We start from the raw sequence: 18,948 nt of genomic DNA on the forward strand, positions 1-18,948 counted from the left end.
CGATCGGTGATCAGCAGGCCATCAGGCCGATGACGAAGCCGCGGGCCCGCAGCCTCGGGATGAGCAGGTCGAGGGCGGCCACCGTCTGCGACCGGTCACCGCCTCCGTCGTGCAGGAGGATCCGCGAGCCGCCCCGGACGCTCGCGAGCACGCGGCTCACGATCGTCGTGGTGCCGGGGCGGGACCAGTCGCGCGGGTCGACGGTCCAGAGGATCTGGCGCTGGCCGCGGTTCGCGATGATCGTCGCGATGCGCGAGCTCGTCGCCCCGTAGGGCGGTCGCACGCAGCGTGGCCGGTAGCCGAGGGCCGACTCCATCCGGTTCAGCTGCGACGTGACGGCGGACGTCGACAACGTCGTGAGGTCGGGGTGGCTCCACGTGTGGTTGCCGATGAGGTTGCCGTTGCTGCGCAGGCTGCGGGTGATCGACGGGTACCACGAGACGTTCTGGCCGAGCTCGAAGAAGACGGCGTGCACGCCGTACTTCCGCAGGACGGCGAGGACCTTCGGGGTGTAGGTGGAGCTGGGACCGTCGTCGAAGGTGAGGTAGACGGTGCCCGCGTAGGCGACAGGCACGGAGGCGACCTCGAGCGGCGCGGTGGCGACGACGGAGGCGCGCGGGGTCGGGGCCCGGGCGGTCGGGCCGACGGCGGCCACGATGAGGGCGAGCACTGCCAGCAGGGGTGCCAGCAGGTGGAGGGTTCTGCTGTTCATGATGGGTCATCCCCTTCACCTCCATCGTCCGCCCGCCGGGCCGGCCGCGCGGGGCTTCGGGGCTGATCCGTGCCTCACATCCGGCCGCTCTCGGGCCCCATCGGCGTGGGCGCTCGCTCCGTGGCGGGGATCTTGTGACCATGGGAGCGACCACGCACGAGCCCGCAGGACCCGCAGCGCAGGAGTGAGACCACTGGCCCCGCCGAGCACGACCACGACGTCGACGACCACGTCGGCGACCTCGTCGACCAGCCCCTCGACGGCGATGCCGGCTGCCCTGCGCGCCGGCGCCCTCGCCGCCGTCGGCACGTGGTCGGTCGTCGTCCTGCCCGCGCTCATCGGCTGGGTGGCTGCGCCCGAGAGCTCGGTCGGGTGGTTCTCGGCGGTCTCGGTCGCCAGCGCCCTCTGGTTCCTCGGCCACGGACAGTCCGTCGGTGCCGGCTCCGTGGCGATCTCCATGACGCCGCTGCTGCTCCTGCTCGTCTTCGTCCTCATCGCCTACCGCTTCGCCCGTCGTCTCGCGGCGACGGAACGGCTGCGCGTCGGTGCGACTGACTGGAGCCGCGTCGCGCAGTGGGGCGTCGTGCCCGGCTTCGTCATCGGCTACGGCCTCGTGTCGGCGGTCTTCGCGCTCTTCACCCTCGGGGGCCCGGCGACGCCCGGTGTCGCCGCGGTCGTGGGGTCGCTGCTCGTGCCGCTCGCAGCGCTCGGCTTCGTCTTGCTCCGGCCCGACGACGAGAGCGCGCCGGCGTTCGTGCGCACGTGGTTCCGGCGCGGCCCGACGTGGCTGCCGACGGTGTGGCGCACCGGCTGGCGCGGGGCGGGCGTGCTGCTCGCCCTCGGGTTCGTCGTCGTCGTCGTGAGACTCGTCGTGTCGTGGTCGACCGTCGCCGACATCCAGGACCAGTACGGCGCCAACCTCGGGGCGATCGCCATCATCGCGCTCGCCCAGGTCGCCCTCCTCGGCAACGCGGCCACGTGGGCCCTCTCGTTCCTCGCGGGCCCGGGCTTCCAGGTCGCCCTCGGTTCGACGATCTCCGCCGGAGCCGCCCAGCCCGGGCTGCTGCCGCTCGTGCCCGTGCTCGGTGCGCTGCCGCAGGCCAGCGACTACCCGGCGACGATGTATGCCGTCGTGCTGGCTCCGGTGCTCGTCGGCGTGTGGCTCGGTCGTCGGGTCGACGCCGAGCTCGAGTTCTTCGGCAACGTGCGGGCCCGGTTGTCGGCCACGGCCGTGGCGGCGCTCGTCGCGGTCGTGGTCGTCGTCGCCCTGACCGCTCTCGGCAACGGTGCGGTCGGCGTCGACCGGCTCTCGGCCGTCGGGGCCCACCTCTGGTCGTTCGCTGCGGCCCTGACGGCCGAGGTCGTCGGGGGGGCGCTGCTCTTCACGGGCGTGCTCGTGCTCCGTGACCGTCGCGCCGAGCAGCGCGAGCGCGAGCACCAGTCGGGGGTCGCGACGCAGGCCGATGCGGACGCGGAGACCTCAGCCCCCGAGGCGGACTGACGGGGACTGACGACGGGGACTGACGACGGGGACTGACGCGGGACGGTCGGGGTGGCCTCAGCGGGCGACGAGGCCGATCATCCCGGCGTCCTTCAGCGGCGCGCAGTCGCCCTCGGCGATGCTCGTCTGCGCCCCGGCGACGCACTCCTCGTAGGCGTGGACCGAGTCGTAGAAGACGACCTGGAGCGCCAGGGACGACAGCAGCATGCCGGAGATCACGAGGGTCACGACGGGCCAGATCTTCTCCTTGCCGCCGCGCGTCGACAGGAAGCGGAGCAGGCGCACGGTCAGCACGATCGCGAGCACGAGCGGCAGCACGGCGACGAAGCGCTTCGGCAGCGGGAGGTACATCGCCACGAGGCCGAGCAGCACGAGGAGCGCGATGGGCAGGGTGCGCTTCGCCTTCTCACGGGCGAACGCGATCTCCTGCTCCTGCTGCGGCTCAGTCATGTGGTCCATCCTCGCCCATCGCGAGCGGGCGCAGGAGGCCGGGAGCCGTCCAGACTGGCACTGCCCCGGCGCCCGAGCGCGCACACCCCCTCTCCCATCCGCTGGCATTGCCCCATCTGACGATTCGTCGATGGAACAGTGGGCGGCCTGCCATGCTGAGTCGGCGGGGGTGCACTCGGCAGAGGAGCCCAACCGTGATGAGCCGATTCTCGCGAATGGTGGCCGTATTCGGCCTCGTGACCGCCTCAGCCCTCACGGTCGCCACGGTGACGCCCTCACATTCCGCCGCGGCCGCCGAACCACCGGCCCCACCACCGATCATCAAGCTCTTCGACCTGGTGCAGGATCCGGTCTTGCACATTCCGCTGCCCCAGCCGTATTCGGCTGAGACCCAGGCGGCGCTCACGGCCTTCGAGACGAAGGCGGTCGCCGAGGTGCTCCAGAACAAGTCGCTCCCACCGAGCGACGAGCTGAGCGTCCGGGCGCTCGCCCGCGACGACATCCGCACCCAGCTCTGGGCCGACCTCGGGGTGATCATGCTCAAGCCGGCGGCGAGCAGAACGGCGACGGAGGGACTCGTCCACGCGTGGTTCTCCGCCAAGGTGCGACGCACGCAGATCGGCGCTGCGAAGGCTGCCGTGGGTGAGTACGTCAAGTGGTCAGGACTCACCGAGAGCACGTACACGAAGACCGACACCTATGCCCCCCAGCCGCGGAACGGGTCCGACGGCTACTGCAACTACCACCCGCCGGGCCGGTACGACACCACGGCCGAGTACAACGGACGAGGGACGACGATCTGCACCGAGTCAGGGCTCACGATCTTCAGCTTCCTCGTCTTCTCCCCACCCCGGCCGACCTATGACCAGTTCGTGAAGTACGGGCAGTACCTCCAGCTGGAGGCGCTGTCACAGGGAGTGACGAACGCGTGGAACCCACTGACGTACAACGACTTCACGATTCACGCAGGGCAGGTGTCCGCACTCGTGGGGATGGGTGTCTCGTTGGCCGCCAGTGGGGCGGCGATCCCCATCGCGCGGGCGTTGGCCGTCCCCCTGGGTGCGGACAACCTCTTCGTGACCAAGCTCTTCCCGTTCGCGGCCCGAGCGAAGTTCATCGCCAGCCCCGCCCTGCAGGGGGCCGAGGCCACGATCAAGATCGCGGAGGCTGCCGCCGCTGACGCGCAGGCGCTGCGCTCGTTCACGGCGCTCAAGGCCGCGAACTCCCTCAAGGCCGGGGCCCTGACCGCCATCGCCGACGCGGAGGCAGCGGCTCGCGCTGCACGAGCGGCTGCGTTGGCCGAGGCCCGGTTGACGGCCGGGATCGAGGTCTTCGGTGCCGTCACGTCAGTGGTGGGCGCCATCGTCGACATCGTCGTCACCACCACCATTGCATCGATCCAGATCAACAGTGACCTGGAGGCGCCGAAGAAGCTGGCCGAGCTGCTCACCAAGGCGCAGGGGACCCCCGATCTGACTGCACTGATGAAGCAGGCCGAGGCCTATCCGGGACTCATGGCCACCTTCCTCAACGAGACCTTCCCCGAGCCCGAGTGGGGCTGCACCGGTTTCATCCAGGTCGGCGTCGAGCTGCATGAGTGCGCGAACGCGCCTGCCAGCGGAAGTGATGGCAACGCTCCTGCGTGGACCGAGGCGGAGCCGCAGTTCCTCAACGGTGTCGAGTCCGGTGGAGCCATCACGAGCTGGAGCCAAGCACCGCGAATCTCGGTGGACCTGCCCGACGACGAGGGATCGCTCTGGGTCCGACCGCATGGAGAGGGCTGGTGGATCCTGCAGCAGGTCCTTCCCGACGGCACGGTGACGCCGGAGTGGCAGTCGACGTGGTTCCCGTTCCGAGGGCCCGGCGGTGAGACCTACATCGCCGAGCGCACCCAGAACGCGACGGGCAAGTACTTGTTCAACATCGCCCCGGTCGGCGCCACGGCGCTGGACAGCTCGTGCTACCCCGGAGGCGGCGCCATCGCGCCGAGCGGGATGGCATGGATGTCGTGCCTCCGGGACGACATCACGTACGTCGACGGTCAGGGGCGCACCGCGAACGTGCTCGAAATGGTCCACGGCACGCCGCCGGACCCCGCCGTCCCACCGGCGTCACCACAGATCAGGCTCGATGGACCGTGGGAGGCGACTCGAGGAGTTCCGGTCACCTACACCGCATCGGTGCTCGACGACTCCGGCACGCCGTTGACATACGAGTGGCTCTACTCGTGCCCGACCGCCGCCAACGGTTTCTGCATCGTCCCTGGCTCGTCGACACTCGTCCTGGCGTTCGAGCAGAGCGGGTCAGGTCACGTCGGTGTCAAGGTCACCAACGGTGCTGGTGGTTTCGCCTCGGTCACGCGCTCGTTCACGGTGTCCGAACCGACCAACACGATCGGCTTCGAGACGCCCGCCGACATGCAGTTCACGCGGAGCAGCATCTACGGCCGACCCTACGAGACCCAGGGCGTCCGTGCCTCGGCGACGTCTCAGCTGCCCGTCACGCTCTCCGTCGACCCCGCCTCGCAGAGCGTGTGCCGGCTCGACTCGGGCACCGTCACCGCCACCGGAGTGGGCACGTGCAGCATCACGGCCTCGCAGGCGGGGGACGGTGTCTTCCCGGCGGCGACCCCGGTCAGCAGGGCGTTCCAGGTCAGGCCGAGCGCGTTCCTCATCACCGTGAGCGACGGACCACTGCAGTACTCGGACCTGGCGCCTTCGCTGTCACCATTCATCCCTGAGCCCCTCGCCCTCGACGGGATCACCGGCACGCTCTCCGGATGCGAGCGGCTCATCGGTCTCGTCTCTGCGACCGGGGAGGTCACGGCGGAGCCGGGCAGCTACCCGCTGAACGGCTGCGGCGGCTACTCGAGCGACCACTACGTCCTGGGCTACAGCGGGGCCACCACCGTCACCCCGGAGGACGCCACACTGACCAGCACCACCCGAGCGGTGACCGCGCCCGGGCTCGCCGTCATGACGGCCACGTTGGGTCAGGTGGACGACGGCCACCCGGGCGACATCACCCGGGCCCGGGTGGACTTCCAGCTCTTCCGCTCTGCCAACCAGACGGACAGGCCGGACTTCCAGGTGGTCAACCAGGCAGTGAACGCGGACGGGCTGGTGGCACGGACCCTCGAGGGTCTCCCGGCCGACACGTACCGTCTCGTCATCCGCACCTCGCCGAACGCGGTGTTCGCGGCGACCGCCTCCGAGCAGAGCCTGGTCGTCGAGGCGGCCGTGGCGCCCTCCATGGGTCTCGTCCCGGCGAACACCACGGTGACCGCCGGCGAGTCGGTGACCTTCGCCTCGAGCGCGACGGGCAACCCGGCCCCGACCGCGCAGTGGTACCACGTCACGGCGGGACCGACCTTCACGGCGATCCCCGATGCCACCAGCCCGAGCCTCACGCTGCCGGCAGTGACGTACGCCCAGAACGGTGAGCAGTACGTCGTCAGGTACACCAACGCCACGGGGACGGCGAACTCGGGCATCGTCACGCTGACGGTCCTTCCTGCTGCGCCACGTGTCGTGACCTCACCCAGCAGCACCAACGGTCTCGCTGGAGGCACGGCGACCTTCATGGCTGCGGCTTCCGGCGACCCCCAACCGAGCGTGCAGTGGTCGAGCTCGGGCGACGGGGGCGTGACGTGGACGCAGATCGCCGGCGCCACGACCGCCCAGCTGACTCTCACCGACCTCCGGTCCTCCCAGTCCGGGACGCGGTACCGGGCCGAGTTCACCAACGTCGGCGGCTCCGCCGTGACCGGTGTGGCCGTGCTCACCGTGCGCACACTGGCGCCGGGCGTCACGTCGGAGCCACAGGACGTCACCGTGAGGTCCGGCGCGACCGCGACGTTCACGGCCGCGGCGGGCGGGGCACCAGCACCCACTGTGACGTGGCAGAGGTCGAGGGACCGCGGCCGCACGTGGGTGCCGATCGCGGGCGCTCACTCCACGCGGCTCGTCGTCACCGGCGTCACGCCCACTGTCACGGGAACCCGGTACCGCGCCGTGTTCACCAACGAGGCAGGTGTCGCCAACAGCCGGGCGGCCACGCTCACGGTGCGACCCCGGTGACGGGCTCGGCCCCCGAAGGGCCCCTAGACTCGCGCCATGACGAACGCCGCTGCCCGCGCATCGACACGGACTGACGGTGGTGGCGCTGGTGACCCGGTGCCGGTCGTCGTCCTCGTCTCCGGCTCCGGCACCCTGCTCCAGGCGCTCGTCGACGCCTCGGCCGACCCGGACTACGGCGTGCGGATCGCCGCGGTGGGGGCCGATCGCCCGTGCACGGGGCTCGAGCGGGCTGAACGGGCCGGCATACCGACGTTCGTCGTGCGGCCCGCCGACTTCGAGGACCGAGCCGCCTGGGACGGCGCCCTCGCCGAGCAGGTCGCCGCGGCCGGACCGCGTTTCGTCGTGACGGCAGGCTTCATGCGGATCCTCGGACGGGCGACCCTCGGGGCGCAGCCCGTCATCAACACCCACCCCGCCCTGTTGCCGAGCTTCCCCGGCGCCCACGGCGTGCGCGACGCCCTCGCCTACGGCGTCAAGGTGACCGGCACGACGTGCCACGTCGTCGACGCCGGCGTCGACACCGGTCCGATCATCGAGCAGCGGGTCGTGGTGGTCGAGGACGACGACACGGAGGAGAGCCTGCACGAGCGGATCAAGGTCCAGGAGCGAGACCTGCTCGTCGACGTCGTGAGCCGACTGGCGCGTGAGGGCTTCGCCGTCGAAGGACGACGAGTTCGGATCGGGCGGCACTGACCGCTACGCTGGTCGCACACGACTGGCGCGGGTGGGACACCACCGGGGAGTGACGTCGGGAGCATCGACCGCCTGGGTGCCTCGCGAGAACGGATGCTTTTCGGTCAGACCGACCGGATACGCCGCGACCGATGTCACCGAACCAGGAGTGCACCCCATGACTGCTGCCCCGTCCGCCGCGCCGTCCACCGACACCGACGGCCGCCGCCCGATCCAGCGGGCCCTCGTCTCCGTCTACGACAAGTCCGGTCTCGACGAGCTGGCCCGGGCCCTCGACGCTGCCGGGGTCGCCATCGTCTCGACCGGCTCGACGGCGAAGACCATCGCCGCCGCGGGGGTGCCCGTGACGCAGGTCGAGGAGCTGACCGGCTTCCCCGAGTGCCTCGACGGCCGGGTCAAGACGCTGCACCCCAAGGTGCACGCCGGCATCCTGGCCGACACGCGCAACCCGGACCACGTCCAGCAGCTCGCCGACCTCGGCGTCGAGGCCTTCGACCTCGTCGTCGTCAACCTCTACCCGTTCCGCGAGACCGTCGCGTCGGGTGCGAGCGAGGACGAGTGCGTCGAGCAGATCGACATCGGCGGTCCGTCGATGGTGCGCGCCTCGGCCAAGAACCACGCGAGCGTCGCCATCGTGACGAGCCCGGCGGCATACGCCCACGTGACGCAGGCCCTCGGGGCCGGCGGCTTCACGCTGACCGAGCGTCGCCGCCTCGCGGCCGAGGCCTTCGTCCACACGGCGAGCTACGACAACGCCGTCGCGAACTGGATGGGCAACGTCGTCGCCGACACGAGCGACGGCACCGGCTTCCCGGCCTGGACGGGTACGACGTTCGACCGCTCGGCAGCGCTCCGCTACGGCGAGAACCCCCACCAGAGCGCCGCGCTCTACCGCCACTGGCGCCCGGGCGTGGCCAGCGCGGAGCAGCTGCACGGCAAGGAGATGTCCTACAACAACTACGTCGACACCGACGCCGCCGTGCGGGCCGCGCACGACCACGGCGACCAGCCGACCGTCGCGATCATCAAGCACGCCAACCCGTGCGGCATCGCCGTCGGCGGCAGCATCGAGGAGGCCTACGAGCGGGCCCACGCGACCGACCCGGTGAGCGCCTACGGCGGCATCATCGCGGCGAACCGCACCGTCACCGCTGCGATGGCGGCTGCTGCGAAGCCGGTCTTCACCGAGGTGATCATCGCGCCCGACTACGAGCCCGAGGCCCTCGAGATCCTCACGGCCAAGAAGAACCTCCGCGTCCTGCGGCTGCCCGCCGGCATGGCGCAGGCGGCCGACCCGATCGAGACGCGTGCCATCAGCGGCGGCCTGCTCGTGCAGACCGTCGACAAGGTCGACGCCGTCGTGCGCGGTGAGGGCGACGCGGTGACCGGCGGCGACGACGCCGCGAACTGGCGGCTCGTGTCCGGCGACGCCGCGGACGACGCGACGATCGCCGACCTGCAGTTCGCCTGGCGCGCGATCCGCGCCGTCAAGTCCAACGCGATCCTGCTCGCCAAGGACGGCGCGGCGGTCGGCGTCGGGATGGGTCAGGTCAACCGGGTCGACTCGTGCTACCTCGCCGTGCGCCGCGCGGGGGAGGAGCGGGCCCGTGGCTCCGTCGCCGCGTCCGACGCGTTCTTCCCGTTCGCCGACGGACTGCAGATCCTGCTCGACGCCGGCGTCCGCGCGGTCGTGGCCCCCGGCGGCTCGATCCGCGACGAGGAGATCATCGAGGCCGCGAAGGCGGCCGGCGTGACGATGTACTTCACGGGGACGCGCCACTTCGCCCACTGACACCGTCGAGGGGCCACGTCCGGCCCCTCTGGGAACGTCGAAAGGCCAGTTCTCCTCACGGGGAACTGGCCTTTCGACTGCGCCCACCGGGCCATCCGTGGCCTCTCGACGGTGGTGGCGGCGCGTCAGCGGTTCAGCGGTTCAGCGGTTCAGCGGGTCCAGCGGTAGCCGGTGGGCTCGCCCTCGCCGAGGTCGACGATCGCGGCGACGGGGCCGCCGCCGTCAGGGCCCTGGTGGGCAGCCGACACGGACACGAAGACGGCCGGGTCACCGGTCACCGAGGCGGTGACGCCGCCGACGGCCGACTTGATCTGGCGGTGCCAGTGCACGTCGGAGTCGTCGAGCATCGCGTTGCGTCGACCGTGCACGGTGCCGTCCTGGCTCACCTCGCACTTGAGGAAGACGTTGACGAGCCGGCCCTGGATGTCGCTGCTGTGCGGGCGCTCGGGCAGGTCGAGCCCGGCGTCCTTGATCGCGCCCCACACACCGTCGGCGTCGAGCGCGTCCTGCATCACCGAGTGGCCGATGCGGTAGCGGCCACCGATGCCCTTGGTGTTGCCGACGACGACGACCTGCGCCTGGTCGAGCTCCACGCCCGAGCTGCACGAGGCGACGGACGAGAAGAGCGAGCGGTCGTGCATGATGTCGGCGTCGGTCGGCATCTCGATCTCACCGAGGGCGACGGCGATGCCGAGGCCGGTCGTGCCGTTGGAGAGGTCCATCGACTCGTGCGTGTGCTCGGTCCAGACCTGGTGCCCGCGCGACTTCGCGTCGCGGATCGTGTGGATCGTCAGCAGCGGTGTCTTGGTCTGGACGTAGTGCACGTCCGCCGGGTCGGTGATGCCGGCGCGCTCCATGGCGACCTTCACGGCGTCGGCGACCTTCTCGACCATCGCGACGTAGCCGATCTCCTCGGGCTTGATCGGCTCGCTCATCGCGAAGCCGACGGTCAGCCGGGGCTCGTCGGACTGCTCGGCCCGGTCGGCCGGGACGGTGGCAAAGATCGTCGCGTGCGGGCTGATGATGCCGTCCGTGCCACCGGACCAGACGATCGGGACTTGCTTGACCTGGTCGGCCGGAGCGCCCTTCTCGACGAGGACCTCGCGGAAGGCGCGGTCGGCGATGATCCGCGTGTAGTCGTTGACGCCGCCGTTGCCCTCGGTCTTGCCGATGATGGCGATGACGCGGCTCGCCTCCATGACACCGTCGTCGATGAGCGTGGCGAGCTCCGACGCGTCGGCGACCGAGTGGATGGGGACCTTGCGCACCTCAATGGCTTCGGGCACGTGAATCACCTTTCTCTTTCAGGGTTTTCGATGACGGTGCCGACGTGGCCGTCGACGGCGGCGGCGAGCTGGTCGAGGGCCGTGATGATCGATCGCGACCCGCCCGACCGGACGAAGCGCAGGGCGGCCTCGACCTTGGGGCCCATCGAGCCGGACGCGAAGTGGCCGGCGGCGGCATACGCCTCCATCTGCTCGAGCGTGACGTGCTCGATGTCGTGGGCCTCGGGGGTGCCCCAGCCGGCGACGGCGTGCGCGACGTCGGTGGCGATGACGAGGACGTCGGCGTCGACGGCGCGCGCGAGCAGCGCCGCCGTGAGGTCCTTGTCGATGACGGCCTCGACGCCGTGGACGCTGCCGTCGTCGGCGCGGACGACGGGGATGCCACCGCCGCCGGCCGTGACGACGACGTAACCGGCGGCGAGGAGCGTGTGCAGCGTGTGCGTCTCGAGGACCTCGACGGGCTGGGGCGAGGCGACGACGCGGCGCCAGCCCTTCTCGCCGCGGTCCTCCCAGCGCTCGCCGTGGTCGATGAGCGTCTGCGCCTGCTCGCGCGGGAGGAAACGTCCGATCGGCTTCGTCGGGTGCGTGAAGCCGGGGTCGTCGGCGTCGACGAGCGTGCGGGTGATGATCGCAGCGACGCGACGCTCGAGGCCACGGGCGGCGAAGGCGGCCTCGAGGGTGTCGAGCAGCGTGAAGCCGATGGTCCCCTGCGTCTGCGCGCCGCACCAGTCGAGCGGCACCGGCGGCACGACGCTCGCGGCGAGCTCGTTCTTGACGAGGAGGTTGCCCACCTGTGGCCCGTTGCCGTGGGTGATGACGACCTCGTGCCCGGCGGCGACGAGCTCGGCGAGGTGGTGGCTCGCGGTGGCGATGGCCTCGCGCTGGGCCTGGGGAGCCGCGCTGCCGTCGGGCCCGGTCATGGCGTTGCCGCCCAGCGCCACGAGCACCCTCACGGCGCGTCCTCGGTCGTCATGGCGTGAGCCTAGGGAGCGCGGCCGAGCGGGCGCGTTGTCACCTCCTGCCCAACGCGACCCCCGACATTGGCAGATGTATGCCGTCGGGTGCAGCGCGCGAAAGTGCCGAGCCGGCGGGTGGGCGCCGTCACGAACCACGCCCGGCATACCGGTCGGGCGGGTACGAGGAACATAATGTCCGAGGGGGCGCCGTCCGGGGCGCCGCCGACCGAACCGAGAGGTGGGGGACCGTGGGAGTCGGAGTCCTGCTCGCCGTCGTGGGGGCCATCCTGACCTTCGCGGTGCGGGCCAACACGTCCGTCATCAGCCTGCCCATCGTCGGCGTCATCCTCATGATCGCGGGCGCGGCGCTCATCTGGCACGGGAGCAAGGGCACCCGCCGCAAGCGCATCATCACCCGCGAGGAGCGCCCCAGCGGCGCGACGACCCCGACCAACACCGTCCGACAGACCATCGAGGAACGCGACATCGACTGAGCGGCGGACGGTCCGGCGACGGTCAGGTGTGCGTGAGGACGTCGGCCCACGAGCGCGGCTCGCGGCCGAGCAACCGGCGCAGGGGAGCGGCCTCGCCCACGAGACCGCCGCGGTCGTAGGAGGCGAACATCGCCAGCAGGTCGTCGCACGCCTGGGGCGTGAGCGAGGCGCCGGGCCCGGCCACCCACTCCGCGAGCTCCACGCGGACGGCCTCGACGGGGTGCCCGAGCACGTCGGCGGCGACGTGCGCCTGCTCGCGCACCGAGAGCACCTCGGGCCCGGCGAGGTCGTAGGTGACGCCCTCGTGCCCGGGGCGGGCCAGCACCGTCGCAGCGACCTCGGCCACGTCGTCGAGGTCGACGTTCGTGAACGGGGTGTCGAGCGAGTAGGGGACCGCGATCCGGCCGGCGTGGGCCGCATCGACGAGGTTCTGGTGGTATGCCGCCGGGCGGAGCACCGTGGCCCCCGGCAGGTGGGTGCGCACGACCTTCTCGGCCTCCGCCTTGCGCAGATGGTGCGGCATCGACGGGTCGTGCGGGTGCAGCACCGAGTGGAACACGAATCGGGCCACGCCGGCCCGAACTGCAGCACCGGCGACGCGGTCGGCGATGGCGACCTCGTCGGGGTGGACGTTGGGCGCCAAGTGATAGACGCCGTCGACCCCGTCGACGGCGTCGTCGAGACCGAGCCCGGAGCCGAGGTCAACGACCGAGATCGACCGGGCCCCAGCGGCATACGCTGTCTCGGCCCGCTCCGGCGATCGCACGGCAGCGCGCACGGTGACGCCGTGTGACGTGAGGGAGCGCGTGACGGCGCGGCCGGTCTTGCCGGCCGCGCCGATCACGAGGACCGTCGTCACGGTCAGACCCAGTCGACATCTGCCGCAGTCTGTCCGGCGGCGAGCGTCGCGTAGCCGGGGCCGCGGTCGAAGAAGGGCTGCTCGGCCGCGCGGTCGCCGCGCAGCTGCTCGCGCAAGGCATCCGAGGCGGCGGCGTCGATGACGGGCTCGTCGAGGTCTCCGGTGGCGACGACGCCGAAGTCGCGGCGCGCGCCCTCGAAGGAGACCTTGCCCCAGCGCAGGTCGCGCTCCACCTCGGCGTAGGGCCGGTCGAGCGGGTCGCCCCAGCCGCCGCCACCCGTGGTCCGGATGCGGATGACCTGGCCGGCCTTGACGACCTCGGCGTCGGCGAGGGCGTCGACGGTGCGCTCCTCCGGACCGCCCACGTCGACGGTGACCTCGAAGGGACGACCGGCCTTGCCGCCCTTGACGCCCCAGCAGGCGAGGATCGACCGGTCGGCGATCGACATGAAGTGGGCGTCCTTGAGCATCCGGATGTGCTTCTCGTAGCCGAGGCCACCGCGGTGCCGCCCGGCGCCGCCGGAGTCGACGGCGAGGCCGAGCCGCTCGACGATGAACGGGAACCGGCTCTCGGTGAACTCGGTCGGCAGGTTGCGGCTGTCGGGCACGACGTGGATCGTGTCCTCGCCGTCGGCGTAGTAGCGCCCACCGGAGCCGCCACCGAGCACCTCACGCATGAGGTAGTCGTTGCCGTCGCGGTCCTTGCCGTAGACGCCGGTGTAGCGGATCGTCTCCTGGTCGGCCGGCATCTTGCCGTCGACGGCCTTGGCGACGACGCCGGCGAGGACGCCGAGCAGGCGCAGGATGACGAAGGTGCGGGCGTTCGTCGGCGCGGGGTAGATCGGCGTGAGGAGCGTGCCCTTCTCGGGGAACTTCATCTCGATGAGCGGCACGATGCCCTCGTTGACGTCGAGCTCGGCCATCCGCTCGGGGGTGTCGGCGAGGTTGCGCAGGATGGGCGCGAGCCACTTCTTGAGGAAGTTGCCGCCGACGTAGTCGCCGCAGTGGTTGATCGGGCCCTTGGCCTGCGGCGCCGTGCCGGTGAAGTCGATGATCAGCTTGGGGCCGCCGTCACCGGGGCCGGGGCCGCCGGTCGACTGCTTGGTCAGGGTGATCCGCTGCGTGTGCAGCTTCGGCTCGTCGACCCCGTCGTGCTCGGCGTAGTCCTCCCAGACGTACGTGCCGTCGGGGATCTTGCTGAGGATCTCGCGGCGGTAGGTCTCGGTCGTCTTGTCGAGGATCGCGTCGAAGGCGGCCTCGATCGTGTCCCGGCCGTAACGCTCGAAGAGCTCGCCGAGGCGACGGGCTCCCATGAGGCAGGCCGAGCACTCGGCGTCGAGGTCCGCAGCGAGGCTGTCGGGCATGCGGCTGTTGCGCGTCATGATGCGCAGCGCCGCCTGGTTCGGAACTCCCTTGTCCCACAGCTTGATCGGCGGGACCGAGAGGCCCTCCTCGAAGACCGTCTGGGCGTTGCTCGGCATCGAGCCGGGGACGGCGCCACCGATGTCGTCGTGGTGGCCGAACGCCTGGACGAAGGCGACGACCTCTCCGCCGGAGAAGACCGGCACGGTGACGCAGAGGTCCGGGAGGTGGCCGATGCCGCCCTCCGACTCGTAGACGTCGTTGTGGAAGAAGACGTCGCCCTCGCTCATCTCGTCGAGCGGGAAGTCGCGCGCGATCGGGTGCACGAGCGCGCTGTACGAGCGACCCGTCAGCTTGCGCAGCTGGCGGTCGTGGATGCCGGCGCGGAAGTCGTGGGCGTCGCGGATCATGGGGGAGCGTGACGTGCGGGCAATGGCCGTCTCGACCTCCATCTCGACGCTCGCGAGCGTGCCCTCGACGATCTCGACGAGGATCGGGTCGACGGTCGTGCCCTCGGGGGTCAGGCGGTTGCCGTGCTCGTATGCCGTGGGGAGCCCCGCAGGGTTCACCGCCGCGCCGTCGTGGGCGGCCGAGACCTCAGGGTGCTGCGAGCCGGTGGCGGCGTCGACGGGGGCGAGCCGGGTGGCCGCGGTCTGGCAGGAGAAGCACATGTCAGGCCTCCGGGGTGGTCGTCGAGGTGGTCGTCGGCGCGGCGGTGGACCGGGTGATGACGAGGTTGCCGAGCGTGTCGACACGGACGACGAAGCCGGGGTGCACCGGGACCGTCGATCCGAACTCCTCGATGACCGCTGGGCCCTCGACCGTGTCGCCGGCGAGCAGGTCGGGTCGCCACCAGACGTCCGTGTCGACGTAGCCGGCGTCGGCGTCGAAGCAGACCGGGCGCACGCTGCGGTGGGCCCGCTCGCGGACGTCGGCCGCGCCCTCCGACGGCGCGAGGTCACGCAGCTCCGGGCGCGTGATCGGGCCGACACCCGTGACGCGGAGGTTGACCCACTCGACCTGCTGCGTCGGGTCGTTCCGGAAGTCGTAGCCGTAGAGCGCCCGGTGCTCGTCGTGGAAGCGCGAGGCGACGCCCGCGGCATACGCCTCGTCGACCTCTCCCTCGGGCGCGGCGACACGGACCTCGTAGGCCTGGCCGAAGTAGCGCAGGTCGACGGTGCGCGTGTAGCGGTGGCTCTCGCGCGCGAAGCCCTCGCCGTCGAGGGCGCTCGCGGCCTTCGCGGTGAGGTCGTCGAAGGTCTTCTGCACGGCGGCGTGGTCGAGCGCGTGGTGGCGCGCGACGGACGTCTGGACGTAGTCGTTCTTGACGTCGACGGTGAGCAGGCCGAAGGCGGAGACGTTGCCGGGGTTCTGCGGGACGACGACGCCGGCGAGGCCGAGGATGTCGACGAGGCGGCACGCGAGCAGCGATCCCGAGCCACCGAACGTCGCGAGCATGAAGTCGCGCACGTCGAGACCGCGCTTGACCGAAACCTGGCGCAGCGCGTTGGCCTGGTTCCACGCGGAGATCTCGAGGATGCCGGTCGCGCAGCGCTCGAAGTCGAGGCCCAGGCGGTCCGCGAGTGCGGCGACGCCGGTGCGGGCCGCCTCGACGTCGAGGGGGATCTCGCCGCCGAGCAGGTGCGGGGGGATGCGTCCGAGCGTCACGTGGGCGTCGGTGATCGTCGGCTCGGTGCCGCCCTTGGCGTAGCAGAGGGGACCGGGGTCGGCGCCCGCGGACTGCGGGCCGACCTTGAGCGAGCCCTCGGGGGAGATCCACGCGATGGAGCCGCCGCCCGCCCCGACAGTGACGACGTCGATCATCGGGATCTTGCTCGGGTAGGCGCCGACCGTGCCCTCGGTCGTCAGGGTCGGCTCGCCCGCGAGGACGACGGACACGTCGGTCGAGGTGCCACCGCCGTCGCACGTGAGGACCTTGTCGAAGCCGGCCCGACCGGCGATGAGGCCGGCGCCGAGCGCCCCGGCGGCCGGACCCGAGAGGACCGTCGTGATCGGCTGGTGCACGACCTCGTCGGCGGAGAGCACGCCGCCGTTGGACTTCATGATGTAGAAGGGCAGCTTCTCGGTGCTGCCGACGAACTCGTCGAGCCGGTGGTGGATGTTCGCGACGTAGCGAGACACGTTGGGCTTGACCGCGGCGTCGACGAGGGTCGTCATCGACCGCTCGTACTCGCGGTACTCGCGCAGCACCTCCGAGCTGATCGACACGACGGCGTCCGGGTGCTCGCGACGGAGCACCTCACGCATCGCGAGCTCGTGGCTGTCGTCGGCGTAGGAGTGCAGGAAGCACACGCCGATCGTCGTGATGCCGCGCTCCTTGAACCAGCGGGCGACCGTGACGGCGCGCTCCTCGTCGAACGGGCGGATCTCGTTGCCCTCGAAGTCGAAGCGGCCCCCGACCGTCTTGACGTAGTCGGCCGGCACGATGCGGGCGGGCTTGACCCAGAAGTAGGAGTTGCCGTAGCCGTCGGGGACCGCCTGGCGGGCGATCTCGAGGATGAACTCGTAACCCTCCGTCGTGATGAAGCCGAGCGCCTCGACCTTGCCCTCGAGGAGCTTGTTCGTCGCGACGGTCGTGCCGTGCGAGACGGCGCTGATGTCGTCACCGCTCGCCTCCATGAGGTCGAGGACCTTGCGGACGCCGGCGAGGAAGCCGTCGGCAGGGTTGCTCGGCGTCGAGGGCGTCTTCGTCGTGACGAGCTCGCCCGAGTCCTCGTCGAGCGCGACGACGTCGGTGAACGTGCCACCGGTGTCGATGCCGATGCGGATCCGGCGGCGTGCGGCGGTGCCTGCTGTCATGGTGAGGATTCAACCGGCGCGACGCCTCCCGGGGCGTTGGCACATGCTGCCAACACCTGCCCGGTTCCGCGCCAACCCTCGCCCAACCCTTCGCCCAACCCTCGCCAGAACCGACCTGACGGCCGCGTCGATGTCGAGGGCGAGCCCTCCGCTCCGTCCTCCGGGTGAGCGTGCCACGCTGGCACGACACGACGAAGGAGCGAGTGAGACATGGCGAAGTACCTCATCGGCGTGGACTTCCAGGCCGGCGACGACCCGGCCCCGATGTCCGACTGGACCCCGGCGGAGGTCCAGGCCCACCTCGACTACTACGAGCGGCTCGTCGGCGAGCTCGAGGCCAACGGCGAGCTCGTCTCGTCGACGATCCTCACGGGCCCCGACCTCGCCAAGATCGTCCGGTCCGACGGCGCGGCGCCGGTCGTCACCGACGGACCGTTCCAGGAGTTCAAGGAGTGGCTCGCCGGCTTCCAGGTCGTCGAGGTCGACTCGGAGGAGCGCGCCCTCGAGATCGCGTCGCTCATGTCGGCGGTGCCGGGGCGCGGTGGCGTGCCCACCCGGCAGCCGATCCACGTGCGCCAGGTCATGGAGGAGGCGCCCGCGAACACCGACGAGATGGACGCCTTCCTGCGCACCGCGGGCGGCACCCGCTGACCTCTGCACCCGCCGTCGACGACCTGCTGCGCACGCTCGCGCCGCAGGTCGTCGGCATCGTCAGCCGCCGGTTCGGCGACTTCGACTCCGCCGAGGACGCCGTCCAGGAGGCACTGCTCGTCGCAGCCCGGCGCTGGCCCGTCGACGGGCTTCCGGACGAGCCGCGTGCCTGGCTCGTCACGACCGCCTCGCGGCGGCTCGTGGACCTGTGGCGCAGTGACGCGGCCCGGCGCGAGCGCGAGGCGCGCGTCATCGCCTGGGAGGTCCCGGCACACGACGCCGTCGACCACGACGACAGCCTCACGGTCCTCTTCCTCTGCTGCCACCCGTCGCTGACCCCGGCCTCGGCGATCGCGCTGACGCTGCGCGCCGTCGGCGGTCTGACGACCGCCGAGATCGCCCAGGCCTTCCTCGTGCCGGAGGCGACGATGGCACAGCGGATCAGCCGCGCCAAGGCCACGATCCGCGCCTCCGGCGCAGGCTTTCGTATGCCGTCCGGTGCTGACCGCGAGGAGCGTGCCCGCTCCGTGCTCCACGTCCTCTACCTCGTCTTCAACGAGGGCTACGCGAGCACCCACGGCGACACGCTGCAGCGGACCTCACTGTCCCGCGAAGCGATCCGGCTGACGCGGATGCTCGTCGACGGGTCTCCCGACCACCCCGAGGCCCTGGGCCTGCTGTCGCTCATGCTGCTGCTCGAGGCGCGCACCCCGGCGCGCAGCGACGCCTCGGGAGCGCTCGTGCCGTTGCCCGACCAGGACCGCTCGAGGTGGGACGTCTCGCTCGTGGCCGAGGGGCTCGACCTGCTCGGCCGGGCCATGGCGCTCGGGGCCGTCGGGGAGTACCAGCTGCAGGCCGCCATCGCCGCGGTCCACGACCGGGCGCCGACCGCCGCGGACACCGACTGGGACGAGATCCTCTCGCTCTACGTGCTGCTCGAGCAGGTCACCGGCAACCCGGTGGTCACGCTCAACCGGGCCGTGGCGGTGGCCATGGCGCAGGGCCCGGAGGCTGCCCTCGCTGTCGTCGACGAGGTCGAGGACCGGCTGGGCACGACGCACCGCTGGCTCGCGGTGCGCGGGCAGCTGCTCGAGATGGCGGGCGACGCGGGCCCGGCTGCCGACCTGCTCGACCGCGCGGCGGCGACCGCGACGAACGAGGCGGAGCGTCGGCACCTCGCCGCCCGAGCCGCTCGACTGCGCTCGCCCCAGCCGTGAGCCACCGCGGCTGGGGACCGGGGCGGCGGCCCTTCACTCGTCGGGGGTGATGCCGGTGGCGGGCAGTCGGACGCAT

14 protein-coding genes are annotated in these 18,948 nt (G+C 71.4%); 7 read left to right on the forward strand and 7 right to left on the reverse strand.

The window, feature by feature from the left end; genetic code table 11:
• Nucleotides 1-10: 10 nt before the first annotated feature.
• Nucleotides 11-712 (reverse strand): polysaccharide deacetylase family protein, encoded by a 702-nt coding sequence (locus ASE25_RS17310; protein WP_056826802.1) that lies wholly within the window; start codon nt 710-712, stop codon nt 11-13.
• Between the two features lie 184 nt (nt 713-896).
• Between ASE25_RS17310 and ASE25_RS17315 the strand changes: the two genes are divergently transcribed.
• Nucleotides 897-2,213 (forward strand): DUF6350 family protein, encoded by a 1,317-nt coding sequence (locus tag ASE25_RS17315; RefSeq protein ID WP_056826803.1) that lies wholly within the window; start codon nt 897-899, stop codon nt 2,211-2,213.
• A gap of 57 nt (nt 2,214-2,270) precedes the next feature.
• Here the strand turns inward: ASE25_RS17315 and ASE25_RS17320 are convergent, their stop codons facing one another.
• Nucleotides 2,271-2,663, reverse strand: coding sequence for a hypothetical protein (locus ASE25_RS17320; protein ID WP_056778346.1), 393 nt, complete (start codon nt 2,661-2,663; stop codon nt 2,271-2,273).
• Between the two features lie 266 nt (nt 2,664-2,929).
• On the opposite strand from ASE25_RS17320, the gene ASE25_RS17325 reads away from it, so the two are divergent.
• The 3 genes from ASE25_RS17325 (at nt 2,930) to purH (ending at nt 9,227) form a co-directional block, all read left to right on the forward strand.
• Nucleotides 2,930-6,742: an immunoglobulin domain-containing protein gene (locus tag ASE25_RS17325; protein ID WP_235508731.1), complete on the forward strand. Its 3,813-nt coding sequence runs from the start codon at nt 2,930-2,932 to the stop codon at nt 6,740-6,742.
• Between the two features lie 36 nt (nt 6,743-6,778).
• Nucleotides 6,779-7,435 carry a phosphoribosylglycinamide formyltransferase gene (gene purN, locus ASE25_RS17330; protein ID WP_056826805.1) on the forward strand — a complete coding sequence of 219 codons (657 nt, stop codon included), beginning with the start codon at nt 6,779-6,781 and terminating at the stop codon, nt 7,433-7,435.
• A gap of 157 nt (nt 7,436-7,592) precedes the next feature.
• On the forward strand, nt 7,593-9,227 hold the full coding sequence (gene purH / locus ASE25_RS17335) for a bifunctional phosphoribosylaminoimidazolecarboxamide formyltransferase/IMP cyclohydrolase (protein ID WP_056826806.1): 1,635 nt from the start codon (nt 7,593-7,595) through the stop codon (nt 9,225-9,227).
• A gap of 149 nt (nt 9,228-9,376) precedes the next feature.
• Here the strand turns inward: purH and ASE25_RS17340 are convergent, their stop codons facing one another.
• Entirely contained in the window at nt 9,377-10,513 is a 1,137-nt protein-coding gene (locus ASE25_RS17340; protein ID WP_056778358.1) for a ring-opening amidohydrolase, read from the reverse strand.
• Nucleotides 10,514-10,518: 5 nt separating this feature from the next.
• Nucleotides 10,519-11,466: a carbamate kinase gene (arcC, locus tag ASE25_RS17345; protein WP_056826807.1), complete on the reverse strand. Its 948-nt coding sequence runs from the start codon at nt 11,464-11,466 to the stop codon at nt 10,519-10,521.
• 251 nt (nt 11,467-11,717) lie between these two features.
• On the opposite strand from arcC, the gene ASE25_RS17350 reads away from it, so the two are divergent.
• A complete protein-coding gene (locus ASE25_RS17350) occupies nt 11,718-11,963 on the forward strand; it encodes a hypothetical protein (RefSeq protein ID WP_056778362.1) in 246 nt (81 codons plus the stop codon).
• Nucleotides 11,964-11,985: 22 nt separating this feature from the next.
• On the opposite strand, the gene ASE25_RS17355 is transcribed toward ASE25_RS17350, so the two are convergent.
• From ASE25_RS17355 to ASE25_RS17365, 3 genes are read right to left on the reverse strand one after another with little or no spacing between them, the layout of a single operon-like run.
• A complete protein-coding gene (locus ASE25_RS17355; protein WP_056826808.1) occupies nt 11,986-12,822 on the reverse strand; it encodes an SDR family oxidoreductase in 837 nt (278 codons plus the stop codon).
• A 2-nt stretch (nt 12,823-12,824) separates the two neighbouring features.
• Entirely contained in the window at nt 12,825-14,855 is a 2,031-nt protein-coding gene (locus ASE25_RS17360) for a hydantoinase B/oxoprolinase family protein (RefSeq protein ID WP_200959153.1), read from the reverse strand.
• Between the two features lies 1 nt (nt 14,856).
• Nucleotides 14,857-17,004, reverse strand: coding sequence for a hydantoinase/oxoprolinase family protein (locus tag ASE25_RS17365; RefSeq protein WP_056826809.1), 2,148 nt, complete (start codon nt 17,002-17,004; stop codon nt 14,857-14,859).
• A 210-nt stretch (nt 17,005-17,214) separates the two neighbouring features.
• Here ASE25_RS17365 and ASE25_RS17370 point away from each other — a divergent pair, with 210 nt between their 5' ends.
• Entirely contained in the window at nt 17,215-17,655 is a 441-nt protein-coding gene (locus tag ASE25_RS17370; protein WP_056778367.1) for a YciI family protein, read from the forward strand.
• 23 nt (nt 17,656-17,678) lie between these two features.
• On the forward strand, nt 17,679-18,872 hold the full coding sequence (locus ASE25_RS17375) for an RNA polymerase sigma factor (protein WP_369793505.1): 1,194 nt from the start codon (nt 17,679-17,681) through the stop codon (nt 18,870-18,872).
• The last annotated feature ends 76 nt before the right edge of the window (nt 18,873-18,948 follow it).

Origin of the sequence: Terrabacter sp. Root85 (genome assembly GCF_001429185.1) — a bacterium.
GTDB lineage: Bacteria > Actinomycetota > Actinomycetes > Actinomycetales > Dermatophilaceae > Terrabacter.

Coding starts and splice junctions, on each gene's coding strand:
- purH (WP_056826806.1), top strand. CDS start 7,593: ATGACTGCTGCCCCGTCCGCCGCGCCGTCCACCGACACCGACGGCCGC.
- ASE25_RS17370 (WP_056778367.1), top strand. CDS start 17,215: ATGGCGAAGTACCTCATCGGCGTGGACTTCCAGGCCGGCGACGACCCG.
- ASE25_RS17320 (WP_056778346.1), bottom strand. CDS start 2,663: ATGACTGAGCCGCAGCAGGAGCAGGAGATCGCGTTCGCCCGTGAGAAG.
- ASE25_RS17360 (WP_200959153.1), bottom strand. CDS start 14,855: ATGTGCTTCTCCTGCCAGACCGCGGCCACCCGGCTCGCCCCCGTCGAC.
- ASE25_RS17365 (WP_056826809.1), bottom strand. CDS start 17,004: ATGACAGCAGGCACCGCCGCACGCCGCCGGATCCGCATCGGCATCGAC.
- purN (WP_056826805.1), top strand. CDS start 6,779: ATGACGAACGCCGCTGCCCGCGCATCGACACGGACTGACGGTGGTGGC.
- ASE25_RS17310 (WP_056826802.1), bottom strand. CDS start 712: ATGAACAGCAGAACCCTCCACCTGCTGGCACCCCTGCTGGCAGTGCTC.